The organism is Arthrobacter sp. 05L44, from assembly GCF_056397605.1.
In genome coordinates this window covers 439,655-457,099 of record NZ_JBFTNS010000001.1, presented here as the reverse complement: position 1 = coordinate 457,099, position 17,445 = coordinate 439,655, and the positions used below count along the sequence as shown (strand labels likewise).

15 protein-coding genes and 1 tRNA gene are annotated in these 17,445 nt (G+C 68.2%); 12 read left to right on the top strand and 4 right to left on the bottom strand.

The features are described 5' to 3' along the window. Nucleotides 1-45 precede the first annotated feature (45 nt). The 7 genes from AC1DHY_RS02080 (at nt 46) to AC1DHY_RS02050 (ending at nt 10,007) form a co-directional block, all read left to right on the top strand. Nucleotides 46-1,797: a glycerol-3-phosphate dehydrogenase/oxidase gene (locus AC1DHY_RS02080; RefSeq protein WP_476903091.1), complete on the top strand. Its 1,752-nt coding sequence runs from the start codon at nt 46-48 to the stop codon at nt 1,795-1,797. 64 nt (nt 1,798-1,861) lie between these two features. Beyond that, entirely contained in the window at nt 1,862-2,350 is a 489-nt protein-coding gene (locus tag AC1DHY_RS02075) for a PTS sugar transporter subunit IIA (protein WP_476879119.1), read from the top strand. A gap of 91 nt (nt 2,351-2,441) precedes the next feature. Next, on the top strand, nt 2,442-3,302 hold the full coding sequence (locus AC1DHY_RS02070; protein ID WP_476879118.1) for an SURF1 family protein: 861 nt from the start codon (nt 2,442-2,444) through the stop codon (nt 3,300-3,302). Then, the gene (locus AC1DHY_RS02065; RefSeq protein ID WP_476879117.1) at nt 3,299-3,811 is read left to right on the top strand and encodes a DUF3817 domain-containing protein; all 513 of its coding nucleotides are present in this window, start codon (nt 3,299-3,301) and stop codon (nt 3,809-3,811) included. The genes AC1DHY_RS02070 and AC1DHY_RS02065 overlap by 4 nt, the downstream gene beginning before the upstream one ends. A gap of 109 nt (nt 3,812-3,920) precedes the next feature. Beyond that, nucleotides 3,921-5,510: a glutamine-hydrolyzing GMP synthase gene (guaA, locus tag AC1DHY_RS02060; RefSeq protein WP_476879116.1), complete on the top strand. Its 1,590-nt coding sequence runs from the start codon at nt 3,921-3,923 to the stop codon at nt 5,508-5,510. Nucleotides 5,511-5,739: 229 nt separating this feature from the next. After that, nucleotides 5,740-9,558, top strand: a complete 3,819-nt coding sequence (locus tag AC1DHY_RS02055) for an AAA family ATPase (protein WP_476903090.1) — start codon at nt 5,740-5,742, stop codon at nt 9,556-9,558. Nucleotides 9,559-9,638: 80 nt separating this feature from the next. Continuing rightward, on the top strand, nt 9,639-10,007 hold the full coding sequence (locus AC1DHY_RS02050; RefSeq protein ID WP_476879114.1) for a hypothetical protein: 369 nt from the start codon (nt 9,639-9,641) through the stop codon (nt 10,005-10,007). Between the two features lie 39 nt (nt 10,008-10,046). On the opposite strand, the gene AC1DHY_RS02045 is transcribed toward AC1DHY_RS02050, so the two are convergent. From AC1DHY_RS02045 to AC1DHY_RS02035, 3 genes are all read right to left on the bottom strand, one after another. Next, nucleotides 10,047-10,802: an RcpC/CpaB family pilus assembly protein gene (locus AC1DHY_RS02045; protein ID WP_476879113.1), complete on the bottom strand. Its 756-nt coding sequence runs from the start codon at nt 10,800-10,802 to the stop codon at nt 10,047-10,049. A gap of 109 nt (nt 10,803-10,911) precedes the next feature. Beyond that, nucleotides 10,912-11,163 carry an FmdB family zinc ribbon protein gene (locus AC1DHY_RS02040; RefSeq protein WP_476879112.1) on the bottom strand — a complete coding sequence of 84 codons (252 nt, stop codon included), beginning with the start codon at nt 11,161-11,163 and terminating at the stop codon, nt 10,912-10,914. A gap of 146 nt (nt 11,164-11,309) precedes the next feature. Beyond that, nucleotides 11,310-11,957, bottom strand: a complete 648-nt coding sequence (locus AC1DHY_RS02035; RefSeq protein ID WP_476879122.1) for a 5-formyltetrahydrofolate cyclo-ligase — start codon at nt 11,955-11,957, stop codon at nt 11,310-11,312. Nucleotides 11,958-12,065: 108 nt separating this feature from the next. On the opposite strand from AC1DHY_RS02035, the gene galU reads away from it, so the two are divergent. The 5 genes from galU (at nt 12,066) to AC1DHY_RS02010 (ending at nt 15,678) form a co-directional block, all read left to right on the top strand. Beyond that, entirely contained in the window at nt 12,066-12,971 is a 906-nt protein-coding gene (gene galU / locus AC1DHY_RS02030; protein WP_476878962.1) for a UTP--glucose-1-phosphate uridylyltransferase GalU, read from the top strand. A 4-nt stretch (nt 12,972-12,975) separates the two neighbouring features. Next, the gene (locus AC1DHY_RS02025; protein ID WP_476878963.1) at nt 12,976-13,617 is read left to right on the top strand and encodes a GNAT family N-acetyltransferase; all 642 of its coding nucleotides are present in this window, start codon (nt 12,976-12,978) and stop codon (nt 13,615-13,617) included. Between the two features lie 123 nt (nt 13,618-13,740). Further along, entirely contained in the window at nt 13,741-14,679 is a 939-nt protein-coding gene (locus tag AC1DHY_RS02020) for a hypothetical protein (protein ID WP_476878964.1), read from the top strand. Nucleotides 14,680-14,758: 79 nt separating this feature from the next. After that, entirely contained in the window at nt 14,759-15,559 is an 801-nt protein-coding gene (locus AC1DHY_RS02015; protein WP_476878965.1) for an SDR family oxidoreductase, read from the top strand. 46 nt (nt 15,560-15,605) lie between these two features. After that, a tRNA-Ala gene (locus AC1DHY_RS02010) sits at nt 15,606-15,678 on the top strand. A 162-nt stretch (nt 15,679-15,840) separates the two neighbouring features. Here the strand turns inward: AC1DHY_RS02010 and AC1DHY_RS02005 are convergent. Then, on the bottom strand, nt 15,841-17,205 hold the full coding sequence (locus tag AC1DHY_RS02005) for a sensor domain-containing phosphodiesterase (RefSeq protein WP_476878966.1): 1,365 nt from the start codon (nt 17,203-17,205) through the stop codon (nt 15,841-15,843). Nucleotides 17,206-17,445 lie beyond the last annotated feature (240 nt).

Here is a 17,445-nt window from a genome sequence, read left to right as displayed (position 1 = left end):
AGTAGTGTGGTGCACTACGAGGTTTGATCCGGACGGAGGCGTGAGATGAACAGTTTTCCCGGTGGTGCTCCTTTGGCGGGCGGCGCGCTCGGACCCGCGGAACGCGAGGCGTCACTCGCGGTGCTCAAGGCCAGCGCCCAGCCCGGCAAAGAACTGGACATCCTGATTGTTGGCGGCGGAATCGTTGGTGCCGGGGCTGCCCTCGATGCCGTGACCCGCGGGCTCAGCGTCGGCATTGTCGAGGCCAATGACTGGGCGGCCGGCACATCGTCCCGGTCCTCGAAACTCATCCACGGCGGCCTGCGGTATCTGGAAATGCTGGACTTCGCCCTGGTCAAAGAGGCCCTGCACGAGCGTGGCCTGATCCTCTCCGTCCTCGCCCCGCACCTTGCCCGGCCCGTGCCGTTCCTCTATCCGCTGACCAAGCGCTTCGTCGAACGGCCCTACGTCGGCTCAGGCATCGCCCTCTACGACGCGATGTCCATCACCGGCGGCCACAGCCGGGGCGTCCCGTTCCACAAACACCTGAGCCGGCGCGGCACCCTCCGGGCGGCGCCGAGCCTCAAGGACGACGCCTTCGTCGGATCCATCCGCTACTACGACGGCCAGGTCGACGACGCGAAGTACGTCGCGAACCTCATCCGCACCGCCGCCTACTACGGCGCACACGCGGTCAACCAGATGGCCGTGGTGGACTTCCTGCGCGAGGGCGAACGCGTGGTGGGCGCCAAGGTGGTCAACCACGAGGACGGCTCCAGCTTCAACATCCGCGCCAAGCAGGTCATCAATGCCACCGGCGTCTGGACCGACGAGACCCAGGCGATGGTCACCGACCGCGGCCAGCTCAAGGTGCGCGCCTCCAAGGGCATCCACCTCGTGGTGCCACGGGACCGCTTCCAGTCCACCGTGGGCCTGATCCTGCGGACTGAGAAGTCCGTACTGTTCGTCATCCCCTGGGGCCGGCACTGGATCATCGGCACCACCGACACCGACTGGCACCTGGACAAGGCCCACCCCGCGGCATCGAGCAAGGACATCGACTACATCCTCGAACACGTCAACAAGGTGCTCAAACGGCCCCTGACCCGCGAGGACGTCGAGGGTGTCTACGCCGGCCTGCGCCCGCTGCTCGCCGGGGAAAACGACTCGACCGCCAAACTGTCCCGCGAACACGTCGTCGCCCACCCGGTGCCCGGCCTCGTGGTGGTGGCCGGCGGCAAATGGACCACCTACCGTGTCATGGCGAAGGACGCCGTCGACGAGGCAACCCGCAGCATGGACGAACGGGTTCCGCCGTCGTGCACCGAATCCATCCCGCTGTTGGGCGCCAGCGGCTTCAAAGCGGCGTGGAACAAGCGCAACCGGATGGCGGACGAGACCGGCGTCCACGTGGCGCGGATCGAACACCTGCTCAACCGCTACGGATCCATGGCCCCGGAAGTCCTGGCCCTCATCGGGGAGAATCCGGAGCTCGCCGAGCCGCTCCCGGGTGCCGACGACTACCTGGCGGCCGAAGCCGTTTACGCCGCCAAGTACGAGGGCGCCCGCCACGTGCAGGACGTCCTGACCCGGCGGACGAGGATCTCGATCGAGGCGTGGGACCGCGGTGTGTCGGCGGCCCCGGTAGTCGCTAAACTGATGGGCGAGGTTCTCGGCTGGAGTGACGCGCAGCGCGAGAGCGAAATCAAGCACTACCTGGCCCGGGTCGACGCCGAACGGCTGAGCCAGGAGCAGCCGGACGACGAGTCCGCCGACGCCGCGCGCCTGGGCGTCGAGGACATCGTTCCGCTGCGCTGACCGGGCGCGCCGTACGGCGCACCACCCGCCGGCCCGCGCTGGCGCCACATCGAAGGGACACCTCTTGGCGGAACCACTGGACCGGTACGATGCCGAGCTCACCACGCCGCAAATGGTGATCCTGGAGCTGGACGCCAAAGACAAGTTCGACGCGGCCGCGCAGCTGGCGCAGCGAATGTACGAGGCAGGCCGGATCTCCGACCTGGAGGGGTTCCTCGGCAGCGTCAACGCCCGCGAGCACCAGCTGGCCACCGGGCTTCCCGGCGGTGTGGGGCTGCCTCACGCGCGCAGCGAGTTCGTCTCCCGCACCTCGATCGCGGTCGGCATTACCAAGTACGGCAGCGCGCTGGACTTCGGTGCCGCCGACGGGCCCGCCACGATTGTCCTGCTGATCGCCACGCCCGCGAGTTCCTTCTCCGAGCACCTTGAAGTGCTCGCCACCCTGGCCCGCTCCCTGTCCAAGGAATCATTCCGGGAATCACTCCGCCGCGCCTACGATTCCGAAGTGATTTCGGAACTGATCAATTCCAGCCTGGTGTTCTTCGACCACTGAGATTGGGGCAAGCTTGGTGCCCCACTCTTGGGGCAAGCCCTTTGAAGGGACCGTTTCGTTGTTCTACACGCGGACGAAGTACGGTTAAGGGGTGCTGAAAACCGCCCTCAAACCCCGCTGGATCGCAGGCCTTGTGTTTGCGATCGTCATCTCGGGGGTCTTCGTACTGTTGAGCCAGTGGCAATTCGGCCGCTCAACGCAGTCCGAGGTGCCGGTTTCCACGGGCACCGAGGATCCCCGGCCACTGACGTCGGTCCTGGCACCTGGGCACTACTTCCCGGGCACCGTCGCGGACCAGGTGGTCACGGCCACCGGCCACTACGACGCGAAGAAGCAGGTCCTCGTGCCCGGCCGGGTCAACGGCGGCACCAAGGGCTTCTGGATAGTCTCCGCCTTCGCCGTGCAGGGCGCCCCGGCCCTGACGGGGGCCGGAGCCTCGCCGCAGACCTGGATCCCGGTCGCGCGGGGCTGGGTTGCAGACCCCTCCGAGGCGACGCCGCCGCCGTCGGGCGCCGTCGAACTCACCGGCAGGCTGATCCCGTCGGAAGCGCCGGTGCCCAACACCGACGCCGGCCCCGGGCGGGCCAGCGCGGTGTCCGTCGCCGAACTGATCAACCTCTGGGACGTCAGCAGCTATCCGGGATTCGTCGCGGCCAGTGCCGAGCGGTCCGGCAGCTCCGACGTCGCCGTCTCGGGGGCCATCAGGCCCCTGAAGATCGGCCCGCAGCCGCCCGCGACGACGGTGAACTGGCTTAACCTCTTCTACGCCGCGGAATGGGTGGTGTTTGCCGGCTTCGCCCTGTTCATCTGGTGGCGCCTGGTCAAGGATGACTACCGCCGCGGCCTCGAGGACGCCCAGGACGAAGAAGCCGCCCGCCGCTCCGCCGGAGACGGTCCCCACAACGCAGATTCCCCCGAAACCGAACCAACCAATCCGAGAGTGCAATCATGATCGAGCCCCAGCCGGCCATCCAGCCGCAGCAGTCCAACGGAACGGGAACCCCCGGCGGCAAAAAGCGCCGCTTCGGCGGGACCGAGGCGCAGATCCGCTCCGCCCTGAAGTTCTACAAGGTCCTGGCGTACCTCACCGGTTCCATGCTGCTCCTGCTCTGCGCGGAGCTGGTGGCCCGCTACGTCTTCGGCCAGTACCTCTTTGCCGGCGGCACCAACGCCGTGACCGGGCAGGCCTTCGGCTTCGGGTTCGCCGACGCAGAGCCCCCGGGAGTCATTGGCGGGGTCAACGTCTCCATCGCGGTGCTGATCGTGCACGGGTGGATGTATGTGGTGTACCTGATGTCCAACTTCCGGCTCTGGTCGCTAATGCGCTGGCCTTTCGCCAAGCTCATCATTCTGGCCCTCGGCGGTGTGGTGCCGTTCCTGTCCTTCTTCGTGGAGAAGCGGTTCCACGCCGAGGTGGACGCGGAACTGGCCGCCAACCCGCAGGCCCCGCAGCGCTACTGACCGGTAGCGCCGCTGGCCCCTGGTTGCCGGCGGCGCGCCGGCCTGTGAGTTCGCTTACGGGAGGCTTTTCGATGTGCGGGGGACCGGCGCCGCAAAGTAGGCTAGTACGGTGACCACTCCCACTGCATCCCAGACGTCCCAAAGGCCGGTGCTGGTTGTTGACTACGGTGCCCAGTACGCGCAGCTGATTGCCCGCCGCGTCCGGGAAGCGAATGTGTATTCGGAAGTTGTTCCGCATACCTACAGCACCGAGCAGCTGCTGGCGAAGAACCCGTCCGCCATCATCCTCTCCGGCGGACCCTCGAGCGTCTACGCCGAGGGTGCCCCCAGCGTGGGGGCGGACCTGTTCGAGGCCGGCGTCCCGGTCTTCGGCATCTGCTACGGCTTCCAGGCCATGGCCAACGCCCTCGGCGGCAAGGTGGCCCGGACCGGTCTGCGCGAGTACGGCGCCACCGAGACCACCACCATCGGCGAAGGCCGTTCCATCCTCGAGGGAATGCCGCAGCACCAGAGCACCTGGATGAGCCACGGCGACTCCGTGCATGAGGCCCCGGCGGGCTTCGAGGTCCTCGCGACGACGGCCGGCGCCGACGTCGCCGCTTTCGCCAACGAGGAAAAGTGCCTCTACGGTGTCCAGTGGCACCCGGAGGTGAAGCACTCGGCGTACGGCCAGGAAGTCCTGGAGAACTTCCTCTTCAAGGGCGCCAAGCTCGAACCGAACTGGACCACCGGCAACATCCTTGAGGAGCAGGTCGCGCGGATCCGCGAACAGATCGGCGACTCCCGGGTGATTTGCGGCCTCTCCGGCGGCGTCGACTCCGCCGTGGCCGCGGCCCTCGTCCAGCGTGCCGTCGGCGACCAGTTGACGTGTGTCTTCGTCGACCACGGCCTGCTGCGTGAAGGCGAGGCAGAGCAGGTGGAGCGCGACTTCGTCGCCGCCACCGGCGTCAAACTGTACGTCGCCAACGAGCAGGAGCGCTTCCAGGCCGCCCTCGCCGGCGTCAGCGATCCCGAAACGAAGCGCAAGATCATCGGCCGCGAATTCATCCGCGCCTTCGAGGAAGCCGAACTGGCGATCATCGCCGAGGCCGCCGCCCATGGCGAGAAGATCAAGTTCCTCGTGCAGGGAACCCTGTACCCCGACGTCGTCGAATCCGGCGGCGGCGAAGGTGCGGCCAACATCAAGAGCCACCACAACGTGGGCGGCCTTCCCGAGGACCTGCAGTTCGAACTTGTCGAACCGCTGCGCGCCCTGTTCAAGGACGAGGTCCGCGCTGTCGGCGCCCAGCTCGGCCTGCCGCAGGAAATCGTCGGCCGGCAGCCCTTCCCGGGCCCCGGCCTCGGCATCCGGATTGTCGGCGAGGTCACCAAGGAGCGCCTGGACCTGCTCCGCAAGGCCGACGCCATCGCCCGCGCCGAACTGACCGCCGCCGGACTCGACAACGAAGTCTGGCAGATGCCCGTCGTGCTCCTGGCCGACGTCCGCAGCGTCGGGGTCCAGGGCGACGGACGCACGTACGGACACCCGATCGTGCTGCGCCCGGTGTCCTCCGAGGACGCCATGACGGCCGACTGGTCCCGGCTGCCCTACGAGCTGCTGGCCCGGATCTCCAACCGGATCACCAACGAGGTGGACGGCGTGAACCGCGTGGTGCTGGACGTCACCAGCAAGCCGCCGGGAACCATCGAATGGGAATAGCGTAGTGAATGGCCGGTCTCCTCGGAGGCCGGCCATTTTCTTTGCCACCGGCACTCCGGAACCGCCAGGCCTTCTGACAGGCCGGGGTATTTGAGCCACGAATTTGGTGTGCGCCAGTGTTGCGGCCCCGCACTGGCCCCGGATTCGGGCTACCCTCGAAAGCATGCCGGTATGGTCCAGGGCGTCCCGCGCGAACCCAGAAATCGTGAGCACAGAAAAGAAGGCAGAAGTGTCAGTAGGTCAAGGCCACCCCGAGGGCTCCGAGGAGTTCAGGAAATGGCTGTCGGGCCTCAAGCCCGTCACCGGAGCAGACACCATGCTGCGGTTTACCAAAACCCCTGAAGGCTCCATCGACCTGACCCACGCCCATCCCTCGGGCCTGGCCCAGCTGATGGCCGGGCGCCGGACCCGCCTGTCCACCCTGATCCGCGACCGGCAGCAGTACGTTGTCGCCGCGAGGGCGTCCCGCAACCTGCGCTCCAAGATCTTCGAACTGGCAAACGACCGCGGCATCGACGCCGGGTACTTCTCCGCCGGCACCGTTGTCTGGACCTCCGCCGTCGGAGGCAAGCCGCAGCGGGTATCCGCCCCCGTGATGCTCTCCGCCATCTCACTCACCGTCCGCCCGGGCGAGGACGACTACGAGCTGCAGCTGACCGAGCAGGCCCGGATCAACCCGGCCCTGGTCCGGCACCTCAAATCCATCCACGGCATTGTCTTCGACGTCAACGCCGTGACCCGGATGGCCTACAGCACCGCCCGGTACGATCCCCAGCCCGTGCTGGACCGCCTGGGCACCCTGGTCCAGCCGATCCACGGCGCCGAGATCGAACACAACCTGCTGGTCTCCACCTTCGCTGACCTCTCCGGCAACCTCGACGACCCCTGGATCAACCCGGGCAACCCGCTCGTGGCCTCGCTGGCACGCGCAGCCGCCGGCACTCCGGTGGACGTCCCCGCACCGGTCCCCGGCCGGTTCCCCAGCACCGACGAACGCAGCCCGGCGGACGAGCTCCTCCTGCTCGACGCCGACACGGACCAGCAGTACGTCGTGGACGCCGTCCGCGCCGGCGACTCCCTGGTGGTCAGCAGCCCCCCGGGCACCGGCCAGACCCAGACCGCGATCAACACCATCGGGGCGCTGGTCGACGAGGGTAAAAGCGTCCTGGTGGTCAGCGACCGCCGGGCCAGCCTCGGCGAAATATCCGGCCAGCTGGAGACACTCGGACTCGATTCCCTGCTGGTCCAGCTAGCGGGCAACTCTACGCCGCTGCAGCTCAAGGGCCAGCTGGTCCGCGCGATTGTGCGGAACGAAAAGTCGCTCGAACCGCAGCTGAAAAACCTGCACTCGACGCTGACCGAACACCGGCACGCCCTGATGGACCATGTGGCGTCCCTGCACAACGTCCGCCAGCGCTGGGGCTGCTCTCCCTACGAGGCCATGCAGTCGCTGGCGGCGCTCACCGCCATCCACCCGGCACCGGCCACCACGGTTCGGCTCAAGCGCAGCGTGCTGGACAGCATCCGGGACCGCGAGGAACTTGCCGGCCGGCTCAAACGCGCTGCCGAGCTGGGCAGCTTCAGCCGTGCCTCCACCATGAGCCCCTGGCACGGAGCCCGGCTTCTGACCCGCAAAGAAACCCAGGAAGCGCAGCAGGTGGCCGTCTCCGTGGCGGAGAAGCTCCCGCAGCTGCGCGAACGCATGAACGAGGTCGCCGAGCACGCGGAGATCCGCCTCGGGACAACCTTCAGCGAGTGGGGCGACCAGATCGACTTGCTGGTTGCCGTCCGGGAAAGCCTGGACAAGTTCACCCCCGACATTTTCGACCGACCCGTCCACGACCTCATCTCTGCCACCGCCCCCTCTGCCTGGCGCCGGGAGCGGAACATCGAGATGGCCTCGATGCAGCGTTCCCGGCTGCGTCGGGTCGCCAAAGAATACGTCCGACCCGGCGTCCACATCGCAGACCTGCACAGTTCGCTGTTGCTGGTCCAGGAACAGCGGGCCACATGGTCCGAATACGCCACCACCCAGCGCCACCCCGCGGTCCCGTCCGGCCTGGCCGAAATCACTGCGCTGTACCGTGACCTCGAATCCGAGCTGGCCGAACTTTCGGCCGCCGTCCGGCACACGGAGGCCGGCGGCAACGTCCGGGACACGCCGTACCCCGAACTGATGGAACGGCTGGAACGGCTCGTCGCGGACACCGGCACCCTGGAGACTCTCCCTGAGCGGACGCTGCTGGTGGAGAACATGCGCGAGCACGGCCTGGGCGAACTCCTCGCCGACCTCGCCGAACGGGAGGTCCCTGCCGGATCGGTGGCTTCTGAACTCGAGCTCGCCTGGTGGCAGTCCGCGCTGGAGGCCATGATCAGCGGCGACGACTACCTTGCCATGTCCGACGGCGACGCCCTCCGACAGCTTGAGGCTGAGTACCGCCTGGCTGACAACGCCCACATCGCCAGCGGCGCCGCCCGGCTGCGCTGGAAACTGGCCGAACGGTGGCGCGCCGCCCTCAGCGAGCATCCCCGGCAGGCCGACCTGTTGCGCAGCTTGCTCAAGGACGGACGGGTGACCCCGACGGCCCTCACAGCCCAGTCACCCGAACTGGTGCCCCGGCTGGTTCCGGTCTGGTCCGTCAGCCCGTACCTGCTCCCCAGCCTCCTCCCTGCCGAGCAGCACTTCGATGCTGTGGTGATCCTCGACGCCGAGGCGACCTCGCTGCAGGCCGTCCTGCCCGCCGTCGCCCGTTCCCGCCAGGTCATCGCCTTCGGTGATGACAAGATCGCCAGCCCGCGCAGCTTCACCGTGGGGGTGGAACGGCTCGCCGCCGGAGAGAACCCGCACCACCCGGTCGACAGCGCCTACCGGGCACTGGCCGCCGTACTGCCGGTCTGGAACCTGCGGACCGTTTACCGTGCCGTCGACGAGGACCTCGTCCGGCAGTTGAGCAAGGGATTCTACGACGGCGAACTCCGCCGGCTTCCCGAGGGGCAGTCGGCCACCGGCCTGGACCGGGCGCTGACGGTGGAATACCTGCCGGACGGGACAGGCCTGCCCAGCGCGGACCATGACGGCGTGGAATCGGTGGTCGCCGAGGTGAACCGCGTGGTGGAACTGGTCTTCGACCACGCCCGGCTCCGGCCCCGCACCTCGCTGGCCGTCGTCACGGGAAGCCTGCGGCACGCCGCGCGGATTGGCGAGGCCATCCGCCGTCAACTGCCGAACCACCCACTGCTCGGCAGCTTCTTCACCGCCGGCGACGAGTCGTTCCGCGTGGTGGACCTCGAACGTGCACAGGGGCTGGTCCGGGACCACGTGATCTTCTCCCCGGGATACGGCCGCACCCCGCACGGGCGCGCCCTGCACAGCCTCGGGCCGCTCTCGGCCGAGGGTGGCCGCGCGAAGTTCGCCCTGGCCATGACCCGGGCACGGCGCTCCGTACACGTACTCAGCTGCTTCCGTCCCGAGGATCTGGACGTGACCCGGCTGAGCCACGGCGCCGTGGACTTCTACGAGCTCCTCGACCGCGAGATCGCGGGCAACTCCGACCTGGGCAGCCCCGCATCCCGCGCGGCGGCCAGCGAACAGTCGCTGGGTGCCGACCCGCTGGTGGCAGATTTGGGCGACCGGCTCCGGGCCCGCGGGGCCAGGGTCTGGCACCAGTACGACGGCGTCGTGGATATGGTGGCGGCCGCGGACCCCATGCACACCATCGGCCAGGACGAAGCCGAGATTCCCAGCCCGGTGGCCATCGAGTCCGACGGAACCGAGCGGTACCGCCGGATGTCGGTGCGTGAGCGGAGCCGTCTCCGGCCGCAGCTGCTCGAGCGCATGGGCTGGCGGTACATGCCACTATGGACCATAGAGGTTTTCACGGATCCTTCCGCCTGTGCTGACCGGATCGGCGGATACCTCGGCCTGGAGAAGCCCGTTGCTCCGAGCCGGTCGCGGACCTCGCCCGGGTTCTCCGACGACATCGAGAACCTTAGCGTCGAAGACGGCCTGGAGGCCTACGCTCCGGCGTCGGCCGCAGACCGCGGTTAAACTCCGCGGATAAATTCCGCGGCTGAACTGCTCGGCGCCCGGCGGCACGAATTGAGAATTGCAGTAAGGAGGCCGGCGGCATGAGTGCTCACGGCGATAACGAAGACCACGTGGACCAGGACTTGGCCGACGACTTTGTCTACGCGGGCACCCCGGCTCCCGCGGAGCCGGAGGCCGGGGAACAGGATCCTGCGGACCAGGAACCCGCCGCGGAGGACGCCGGGGAAGCTGCGGACACGGCCCCCGGGGATCAGGATCCCGAGGACGAGGAACCCGCCGCGGAGGACGCCCCCTCGCAGCCGACGAAAACGGCGGCCGCCACAGCTGGCACCCGCGGCGTGCTGCCCAACAAGGCTGCGGAGGACGATCCGCGCCGCTGGGGCGACCAGCCCGGCAGCTACGACCACGATGCCTGGCTGCGGGAGCAGCGTCCGCCGCACTGGGGCTAGCCCGGCTCACCCGTCGGCAGCCGGTCAGCGGAACAACCTTTAGCCCGGACTGGCGCCTACCAGCACAAAGAACAACTTGCCCTGCGTCGATGCGCCGGCCAGCTTCCGCGCCTGCTCCGCGGTTGCGGCCACGACTATCAGACCGTCCGTCTCCTTGGCGTCGAGCCACTGGGCCGCCCGGCCGCCCTGGGCGGAGGTCCAAAGAACAGGAACGGCAGCGGCCAGAACCTTCGACGCCGCGGGCTGGGCCAGGCCGTCGCCGTTGGTGATCACCACGTTGACCAGCTGGCCGGGGGAGACCAGCTGGATCGAGGCGGGATCGGCCATCCGCAGCGGAACGGCCGCCACACCCGGGGGACTCCCCGCCAGCAGGCCCGGCCCGACGAGTTGGGAATCCGCGAACAGCTGGCCCTTCCGCAGGGCCACGGCCAGTTGCTTGCCTTCCAGCGCGGCCCGGCTCAGCGGACCGCCGGGGACAATGCCGGGCGGAACCTGGATGGCGACGACGTCGGAGGCATCCAGCACCCGTCCGGGCGGCAGGTCGCGGGCCGCTGCCCACGCCGGGACAGTCGGGTCGGGTGCCGGGGTCAGCTGCTGCACCGTGAGCCCGGCGGCGAGGCACAACAGGAGGGCCACAGCAAGCCTGCGCTGCCTGCCAAGCCAGCCGCGGAGGCGGCGTCGGCGCTGGATCTGGCGGCCGGTTCCGGGGCGGATGCGCGGACGGGGACGCTGCGGCCCTGCAGGCCTGGGGCGCGGCAGTGCGGCGGGTGGAGAGCGGAGGATGTGGTGGGCCATACGGCCACGCTATGACTGACCCGCACTCAGGCTTCAGGTGCCGGAGCGGCTATGTGGAAAACCGGAGGGACACCGGGCCGGGTGGCCCCGCCGTGTCCGGCGTGGGTCGCTAGCTGGCGGCCGCGGACGCCGTGGACGACGCTGCGGGCGCGGCCGGGGCGGCGGAGACTGTGCTGCCCTTGGAATCGCGCGAATCGGTCCGGTAGAAGCCGGAGCCCTTGAACACGACGCCGACGCTGTTGAACTTCTTGCGCAGCGTGCCTTCGCACTCCGGGCACGTCGTCAGGGAGCTGTCCGTGAACGACTGCACGGTCTCGAAGGCGTGGCTGCAGTCCTTGCAGGCGTATGCATACGTGGGCACGGGAATTCCTCCTTTGGGACAAACGAGCAGGTCCGGTGCTGCCTTAGCAGTCGCGGGGCCTGAGTGCCAATTCTATCACCCGCACGCCCGCCTCCGGAAAGCCCTAACAACGCCCAGGCAACGCCTAAGGCAAGCCCGGAAAAGCCCTACGAAAAGTCCGACAGGGGAACCACGCCCCCCGGCGTCAGGGCACAATCAACCTTCCGGTCGAACGGCTCCGTGGGAATACTGCCGGCCGGCAGGACCTCGCCGTCGTAAACGACGGCCGCCGTCGGCAGGGGCTGCCAGTGGTGGCTGCCGCCTGTGCCGGACCCGGCAGGGTGGGGGAGCAGGTCGGCCAGCGCCGCCAGAAATTTGTCGTAGTAGCCACCGCCCTGGCCGATCCTGTTGCCCGCGCGGTCCAGGGCCGTGGCGGGCAGGACGATCCCCGTCACACCGTCCATCACGGACGTGCCGAGCCGTTCCCCCATCGGCTCCTGGATCGGGGCGTAGCGGCTCCGGGCAAATTGCGACGCCGGAGTCCAGTACACCCAGCTCAGTTCCAGGTCCGTTTCGCAGACCGGCAACAGGACCCGGTGGCCGGCATGGTGGAGCGCGGCCAGCAGCGGCATGGTGGGCGGTTCGGAGGCGACACCCAAGTAGGCGGCAAACGTACGGGGCGCTCCGTCCGCGAGCCCGCACGCCCACTCCAGGCCGTGACGGGCCACCTCGGCGCCGGCGGCGTCCAGCTCCGAGGCAGACATGGCCGCCCGGCGCAGCCGGTGGCTGGATCGGATCTCTTCCTTCGTGCTCATACGCTGGTGTCCTTTCACCCGGGCGGCAGCGTTGGTGCGGGCCGGAACGGCTGCCATGCCGACGTCGGAAATTACGTGAAGTTTTGCGCCCTCGGTTAGATTAGTCGAGTGATTACCCCCAACGCCTCCGTCCGTAAGGCCGTCATCCCCGCTGCGGGCCTCGGCACCCGCTTCCTTCCCGCCACCAAGGCGATGCCGAAGGAGATGCTGCCTGTGGTCGACAAGCCGGCCATCCAATACGTGGTCGAGGAGGCGGTGAACGTTGGGCTCAACGACGTCCTGATGATTACCGGACGCAACAAGCGCGCCCTCGAGGACCACTTCGACCGGGTCCCGACGCTGGAGGCGACCCTCGAAGCCAAGGGCGACACCGCCAAACTGGAGTCCATCCAGGCCGCCAGCAACCTCGGCGACATCCACTACGTCCGCCAGGGCGACCCAATGGGCCTTGGCCACGCCGTTCTGCGCGCCAAGCAGCACGTCGGATACGAGCCGTTCGCCGTCCTGCTGGGCGATGACCTCATTGACGCCCGCGACGAACTGCTCAGCACCATGATCGAGGTCCAGGCCAAGACCGGCGGCTCTGTCGTGGCCCTGATCGAGGTCGAGCCGTCGCAGATCAGCGCTTACGGTTGCGCCGACGTCGAGGTGGTTGAAGGCGAAGAGTACGTCCGCATCAAGCAGCTCGTGGAAAAGCCCGACGCTGACGAGGCCCCCTCGAACCTGGCCATCATCGGCCGCTACGTCCTGCACCCCGCCGTGTTCGAGGTCCTGGAGCGCACCGAGCCCGGCCGCGGCGGTGAAATTCAGCTCACCGACGCCCTGCAGGAACTCTCCGCCGGGCAGGGCGAGGGCTACGGCGTGTACGGCGTCGTCTTCCGCGGCCGCCGCTACGACACCGGTGACAAACTCAGCTACCTCAAGGCCTGCGTCCAGCTCGCCTGCGACAGCGAGGACCTCGGCCCCGGCCTGCGGGAATGGCTGCCCGGCTTCGCTTCCGGCCTGACCAAATAGTCCCGTGGGGGGCAGCTTCACCTGGCCGGTGACCCTGGAATGCGGGGACCTGGTGCTGCGGCCCATCCGCTACCGGGACCGCAAGGAGTGGAGCGCCCTGCGCGCCCGCAACGACACGTGGCTTGCCCCCTGGGAGGCGTCCAATCCGGTGCCCGGCGGCGGTTTGCCCGACTACCGGCAGACGGTGCGGTCGCTCAAAGCCCAGGCGGCCCAGGCCACCGCGCTGCCGTTCGTCATCACCGCTTGGACGCCCGGATTCCGGGAACCGGTCATCGTCGGCCAGCTGACCGTCTCCTCGATCGTGTGGGGCTCGGCGATGATGGCCACCCTGGGCTACTGGGTTGACGAAAGCCGTGCGGGCCAGGGCATCGCCCCCACCGCGGTGGCGATGGCGACGGACCACTGCTTCCGGACCCTCGGGTTGCACCGGATGGAAATCAACATCCGCCCGGAGAACGGCCCGAGCCTGCGGGTAGTGGAGAAACTCGGGTTCCGGGACGAGGGCTACCGGCCGCGTTACTTGCACATCAACGGCCGCTGGGCAGACCACCGGACCTTCGCTCTGACGTCCGAGGAAGTGCCCGAGGGACTCCTGGCCCGGTGGCTGAAGAGCAGCCCCGGGCGGGCGCCGGAAACTCCCGCCTGACCAGCAGTTTTGACATAAATCCAGTGATTTGCCAGTTGCCTCGCGACACACCGCCGGCAATGCCGTCCGCTCCGCCGTCTTGCTCATACCGTTTTGACTGTGGACTTCCCTCTTAGCAGCTCAGTGATCCTTGTCATTGCTGTTGCGCTCTGGATCGTATGGGTCGCTCCCTACATGCTCCGGAACGGCCGCCCCCAGCTGCAGTCTGCGGGGGAGCTCCGGATGGATGCCGCGGATGTAGGAAAAGCAGACCCCCAAGCCGGGATCGTCATGAAGATGGCGGCCCCGCAGGAGACATCGATGACGAGTACGCAGCGCCCCTCACCAGCTCCCGCTCCCGTTGAGCACGACGCCGGCCGCACGCCGGCCGCCCCGGCGTTCCGGATCCGCTACGGGCGCCTGAGTGTCGCTTTGGTGGGGCTGGCCTCGCTGCTGACCGGAGTGGTTGCTGCCGGCCTGCGGCTCTTCGGCATTGGCTCCGGTTGGCTGCCTGCGGTGGCCCTGTTCGTCGGGGTGGCCGCCGTCGTCCTCCTCCGCAGGCTCGCTGTCCGCGACCGCCGGCGCAAGGTCAACGCGGCCTTCCGCTCGGCCATGGGCGCCCCTGCTGGCAGCTCCGCCGCAGAGGCAGCCCGGCCCGACGCCCACCGCCCCGAGGCTCCCGCCAAGGAAAGCCCGCTCTTCGACGCCGAGGCCGGCGCACCGGCTCCCCAGCCCGCCCCGAAGCCGCTGACCGCCGAGGAACTGCGCCAGGCTGCCATGGCCGAGGCAGCCGCCTCAGGCGACACCTCTGTCCGCCGCGTCGGCGACCCGTCCACCGCGGAAGGAGCCAGCTGGGAACCCGTGCAGGTTCCGAAGCCCACCTACGTGGAAGCGCCGAAGGCCGAGCGTGCCGCACCGGAACCCCTGGACCTGCCGGAGGCGCCGAAAGCCGTCGGCAAGCCCTCCCTCAAGCAGGGGACCGTCCGCCAGCCGGAAGCGCCCGCTGCCGAGCCGAAGCAGCTTGGCAAGGGTCAGAGCGCGCTGAGCAACCTCGACGACGTTCTCCAGCGCCGCCGCGCCTGACGCAGTTTTCCGCCCCGGGCAGCCGACGTACCGGCCGCCCGGGGCTTTTTTGTCTCCGGCTGGAGGTAGCCTGATCAGCATGACGAGGATTTGCGTTGCCGGGGGAACCGGACAAGTAGGCCGCGAGGTGGTGCGGCAGGCTCTCGAGGGCGGCCATCAGGTGGCCGTCCTGAGCCGCCGCCCGCCGATGCAAGGCACCGGCAGCAACACCGCGGGGGCCGAGTATTTCCGTGCCGACGTCTCGACCGGTGAGGGGCTGGCCGCCGCGCTGGAAGGGGCCGACGTCGTGATCGATTGCCTTGAAGGACGCTCGGGAAAGGCCATGAAGGGCTTCGCCGACGGCGGGGCGCGGCTGCTCGCTGCAGCCCAGGACGCCGGCGTCGCGAAGGCGGTCCTGTTGTCCATCGTCAATTGCGACCGCAGCACCTTTGGCTACTACAAGTCCAAGGCAGCCAAGGAACGGGTCTACGAGCACTCCGGCCTCGAAACGCTGACGCTGCGGGCTACACAGTTCCATTCCCTGCTGAGCGGACTCTTTGGCGCCGGTGCCAGGGTCGGGGTGATTCCGGTGGTGCGCGGTGCCCGCTTCCAGCCGATCGCGGCCGCAGAAGTCGCCGCAGCTCTGCTGGACGCTGCCGTTCAGGCGCCGGACGGTACTGGCCACCGGGTCAGGACCATCGGGGGTCCGGACATCGCCGCGATGGGCGAACTGGCCGCCACCTGGAAGCAGGCATCAGGCTCACGCGCCAGGGTGGTGGCATTTCCGCTGCCGGGCGGGATGGGCAGGTACCTGCGTGCTGGCCTGAACCTGGTCCCGGAAGGGCGACACGGCACTCAGTCATTCGCGGGCTGGCTGGCAATGAACGCCGATAGTTTGTAGCCTAGGAACGTTGATTGCGCCGTTCCCACGGGAGCGGCGTTGTTGCGGGGCTATAGCTCAGTTGGTAGAGCGCTTCGTTCGCATCGAAGAGGTCAGGAGTTCGAATCTCCTTAGCTCCACAATTTGCAGGGGTTTTTGAATCCCTGCGTGCACGGAATAAACACTTTGCTAACACTTTGAGCCGACCGGCGACCCAGTGGCGCTCGATACCGAGCGTGAGGGCTTCATCAGACCCTTTTCCTATAGACCTTGTTCGGCACGGGTCCGGCAGGTCTGACGGTCTACCTGCTCTCGGTGTCCGGGCTTTTGGACTCTGACCACGCGGCCCAGTCCTGCGGATGGATGGAAGGCCTGCCAATGAGGTAGCCCTGCGCGGCCGTCATGCCGAGCGACGCCACTGCGGCGAGTTCTTCGGAGGTTTCGATGCCCTCGGCGATCACCGTGGCCCCGATGCGGCGGGCGAACTCGACCATGGCTGCGCCCAGGGCCTCCTGGCCCTGGTTGTCGTCGATCCCCGCGATGAGGCTGCGGTCCAGTTTGATGATGTCGGGCCGGAGATGGAGGATGTGGCGCATCGAGGCGAAGCCGGAGCCGGCGTCGTCCACGGCGATGCGCAGTCCTTCTCTCCGTAGCGGATCGAGCGCGGCCGTCAATGGGGCGTATTCGTTGACTTCAACCCGCTCTGTCAATTCGAGGACAATCCGTTTCGGCGGCAGGCCCGACCGGCGGAGGAATCCGGGCAGTCGCGGGTCCAGACACGTCTCCGGGGAGAGATTCAGGGCTACGTAAATAGTCGGCGGGAGGGCCGGGGCGGTCTCCAGGGCCTTCTCCATGGCGGCGAATTCGAGTTCGCTGAGCAACCCGACAATAGCTGCCTCGCTGAACCAGAACTCCGTTCCGGCCGTACCCTCATCGACGAAGCGGGTCAGTGCCTCGACCCCGATCAGGCCACCGGTTTCGAGACTGCGGATGGGCTGGAATGCAGTCAGCAGCCGGTCCTGGTCGAGCATCAGCTGGAGTTGTTCGCGGTTGCGGGAGTCGATGGCCTCCCGTGCCGTCAGTGGCGGGAGCAGCCTGCTCGTTCCCTCGAACCCGGCGGGGTGGTCCTGCCCTGCCGGGCGGACGGTGCCGGAGACTTCCACCCACACGGCACGGCCGTCCCGGTGCCGGCACCGTGCCACGACTCCGGTCCAGGCCGGCCCCGGCGCCTCCGCCACTTCGGACTTGGCGCGGGCCAGATCGGCGCCGTCGATGACCAGGTCACACCGCTGGCCGAGCAGCTCTTCCGGGGCCCATCCCACGATGCTCTCGCTGGCCGGGCTGGAAAACGTGAAGAGTCCTTGGTCGTCCACGGCCCAGACCCATTCGTGGCTGGTGGTCAGGACGGTATCCATCAGCTGGGCGGTCGCCCTCGTGCGCCGGCCCTCTGCCCGGTGGCGTTTCCGGAAACGGACGGCGAGGACGACAGCCATGGTGACAGGCGCCAGGATCAGGAGGGCGGCCAGCAACTGGTCCCTGGGCTCTTCCAATAAGCCGCTCGGATCAAGGATCAGGACCGCGGCGCCGATCAGGGCGAACACCAGCTGCACAACAAGGACCACTACCAGGACGTCCCGCACCCGCGACGCCGAATGTTTGACCGCCATGCCACTACCCCCAGGTTGGTGCATTACGCGTACCGCCGCGGGCCCGTAAGGCGCCGCGGTGAGCAGCCCGCCATTGAACGGCTCAACGCGAGCGTACTACGACACCGCCAGGCCACGGGAGGGGACGGGAAAAGACTCGCTGTGCCGCTTCTGATGACCTGCCGTTCCTAGGACGGTCGGGTTAGAGCCAGGACCGGCGTCGGGCTGCCGCCTTTTTCCTTAGACCTCCCAACCCATTGT